The 3,334-nt window shown below is 38.1% G+C and carries 3 protein-coding genes; all 3 read right to left on the bottom strand.

The window, feature by feature from the left end; genetic code table 11:
- Window positions 1–998: 998 nt before the first annotated feature.
- The 3 genes from AC23NW_RS35925 to AC23NW_RS35915 all read right to left on the bottom strand — a co-directional run bounded on the left by AC23NW_RS35925 (window position 999) and on the right by AC23NW_RS35915 (window position 3,242).
- Window positions 999–1,364: a hypothetical protein gene (locus AC23NW_RS35925; RefSeq protein ID WP_487455497.1), complete on the bottom strand. Its 366-nt coding sequence runs from the start codon at window positions 1,362–1,364 to the stop codon at window positions 999–1,001.
- Window positions 1,365–1,834: 470 nt separating this feature from the next.
- On the bottom strand, window positions 1,835–2,287 hold the full coding sequence (locus AC23NW_RS35920) for a hypothetical protein (RefSeq protein WP_487455495.1): 453 nt from the start codon (window positions 2,285–2,287) through the stop codon (window positions 1,835–1,837).
- A 346-nt stretch (window positions 2,288–2,633) separates the two neighbouring features.
- On the bottom strand, window positions 2,634–3,242 hold the full coding sequence (locus AC23NW_RS35915; protein ID WP_487455493.1) for a hypothetical protein: 609 nt from the start codon (window positions 3,240–3,242) through the stop codon (window positions 2,634–2,636).
- Window positions 3,243–3,334: the final 92 nt, after the last annotated feature.

The following is a 3,334-nucleotide window of genomic DNA, read 5'->3' as shown; positions in this document are numbered from 1 at the left end:
TTTTAGGTCTGCTTAGTTGCTGCATGATCTTGCGAAGTTAAGCAAGTTCACTGTGCCGATAAATTAGACCATCTCAGGCTATGTACTTTACATCGTGTTGGTGTAGCCAGTCCGCTAGCCGAAACAACTCTTTAGTGGATACACCGAACTGTTGAACTTATTGCTTTGAATCATCGCCGATGGCTACTACGTGAAATTGGGCCCGCCACCTATAAGTAAATGATGGGTATAGTCAAATAGTCAGGCTGCTTTTTCATAGTTGAAAGGATACAAGCAGATAAAATAAAGCGCTATCAGCGGACTATTTTAGATAACGATCAGTAGGATGTACGGAGTATAGGGGGGATAAGCCTTTCTACCAGTTAGGTTCTTAAGGCATACCTTGTTCAAACAAGGCATGCCTTGAGTCAAATCGGGACGTTGGACTGGTTGATGAGAACTAACAAATGAAGACGATACCCGCAAGCGAGTACTACTTTTGGCAATGCATACACACCTGTGAAGGCTGAAGATGAGCGAGTTACTTGATTGAACGCACGTGCTTTCATCTTTTAAATCCTCACCTTTGTTGGGCTGTTCACCGGACTTCGGGATATGCGGCCTTTCGCTGTAAAGCCAACCCACGCGGAGCGACTCGACTAACACAAAGCTTAACACCTAAATTGAATCCATACCTCGCCTAATTCCAATTAATTTTGGTTTAATGTTTATTGGAAATGAGATACCATCATATTGAACTCTACATTCAGTTTTGGAGTGCCATTTACTTCTAAAATGTTTTTCGTAAGCCCCTTTCCACGCATTTAAATGTTCTCGAAGCTTATCAAATTCTTTGTTATCAATGCATTTATTAAATGCAAGTAGTGTAAGCGTGGTGTTATTATTTTCGTAAAGCTTCACTGCGCTTTCGCAACAGTACTTACATCTTAAATAAGCATTATATGCTTTCTCAGAGGAGTCTAATTGAGCTACCAATCTATCAATATAAGCGATACATGCTATCTTTTTTTTTCTTCTTTTTCAGGGTTTTCAGCAATCATTAACATATTAGTGAGAGTTTCTTGATATTTTACCCTTTCTTTATCTCTTAAATTCCTATTTTTAATTGATTTAAGATTACTACACAAAGCCTGCTGGAGCAAATCCAATCTGTATAACTCATTTGTAACTTTTACAAATTCAGGTTTGATTGTGATTTTGCCAACATTTAATTTAACTGAGTCAATGCCCTTAGCCTTGAGACTACTGTTTATCCCTGTAATATCTATTGTTCTAGTTTGCAAGGTGAAGAAATTTTTACACTTCTGCGTGTAGGCTACGTTTGAAACAAAGAACAGCACTACTAAAGTAAGTCCGGTTTTCATCTTAGAGTTTTTTTAAATATTACTTAATTTACACGGGTTCAAATATGTGGCATACGGTCTGTTTTACCAAATCACTTTATTAATCGGTAATAATTTCATTTGTTAACCAACTGAGACGGTTGGCAGACGGTTGGCTTGCCAACCGCGACCCCAGATCTAAAACTCAAACTTGCACGACCTAGGAGTGTCCTGTGTCGCCCAAAAGCCCGAAGTTGAAGCAACGATTTGGACGGGCCACCCAACGCCTGAAAGGACTGATGGATGAGCAAGCTACTCTCTTGAACGTATACACTGTCAACCTATATACCCTTTCCCTTTTTTGGGCGGAAAACCCTCTTTCAGGAGCGAACAACCTGTCGCCCGACAAACTGGCCACGCGGAGCGAAAGACACAGTTTAGTGAACACTTACGCTTGGCTGAACTAAACTAAATTCTTCCTATCAACTGGTGGTAGAATAACAGAAGAATTATTATTTCTGATGAAATTCAACCCATAAGATTTGCTTTAAAACCGCCTTTCTAAAAGCTTCTTTCTTAGCAATATCACCAACAGCATCACGGCTACGTGAACGTCCACAAAAATTTTTTTTACTTTGGTTTATATAAAAAACCTTTTTAATACTTCCTGCATTCATAAATGGAAGTTCTAATTTGAACAGGGCATCTTGACCAGCAGGGCTATTAAATACTCTTGCTACAAAAGTTCGCCTAAGATACAAAAGTGTATCTTCCTCTATTAAATTTTCGGGTATTGAACCAGGTGTACAAAGTAGCACTATATCGCTTGCTTTCACAAAAGGAGGATTAGTCGTTACTGTCGAGTTAATAGGTGTTGGCGTTACGGGGCTGTTCGTACCCTGTGTAGCTGTAGTAGTAGATCTTCCACATGACATTAGTGTGAGGAATAATAGAATATTTTTCATAAGAACAAATGGATTCAGCTTTTAACCATGTCAAGATTCATCCTTTTCTCTGAAAGCTAATTACGACTGTTTATAAACTTTGTCGTGAATAAGACTGAAAATTGAGATTCATTAGACGTACTTAAATTTTTAAGATAGGAATACCTGAAGCCAATACTTGAACCAAAAGGGCCTAAATCTTTGAAGAGCCCAGAGAATGACAGTGTCGTGTCAAAACGAAACGTATTTGGTCTATCAATAAGATGGGTATTAACTCCATTGATTAATACGTCCCGCTTTTTTTCCAAATAATTGTACTGTCCAAAGCCAAATGATAACCCCATAGTATTTACAGGGGGAAGGTCATCTAAATCAAAAAAAAACCAAGATTAAGAGTTGTAGCATTTTGGGCAATTAGTACGTCCTTAAGTGGTTTCAGATAGTGAAGTGACGCAACGAAATCAAAAATTCCTTTGCCTTTAGCAATTGTGGCAAATAAATCTGCAGCTGTCACATCGGTCTCGTTACCTAAACTTCCAAGCCTAAACATTCCACCTACAATAAAACTAAATTTCCTAAGCGAGTTTCTAGCTAGGTTCTTCCAGGTATAATCAGCTATTTTCTTTCTTATAGCTTCTTTATCTATTTCCGAAGTTGCTTGTATTAAAGCTAAATTGAATTTTGTTAGCGTATCTCTTACTGATTTAGTGAAATCTTCTTTTTCTAACTCTCTATTCTTTCCTAATTGAAAGGCAATGCCAGCCATGATATTATTTACAGTTTTTGCTTCTAATACCTTTTCTGTTGAAGTTAAGACAGTAGCTTTATACACTGCTGACAATGCGGGTGTAAACCAATTTGCAGCCCCGAACTGTAGAATTATTCTCCTGCCAAACTTATTTGTACCTGGAACTAACCTTGTGTTAACAGAAAAAGCGTCGTAGCCGAAAGTATTAGGCTTACTTGTTACTCCCAAAGTACCATTTAAAGTAAGCAGGGCTTTCTCATAAAAAAAGGCAAGAACCAGTATGTCCTATTTTTGTGGTGACGAAACTACAAAACGATGAC

It is taken from the genome of Arsenicibacter sp. R0_47, from assembly GCF_057652235.1.
The sequence above is the reverse complement of the archived record's forward strand: the minus strand, read 5'-3'. Positions and strand labels throughout refer to the sequence as shown.

Bases quoted from the DNA above. Each gene is read 5' to 3' on its own strand.
- AC23NW_RS35925 (WP_487455497.1), bottom strand. From the start codon at position 1,364: ATGAAAACCGGACTTACTTTAGTAGTGCTGTTCTTTGTTTCAAACGTA.
- AC23NW_RS35920 (WP_487455495.1), bottom strand. From the start codon at position 2,287: ATGAAAAATATTCTATTATTCCTCACACTAATGTCATGTGGAAGATCT.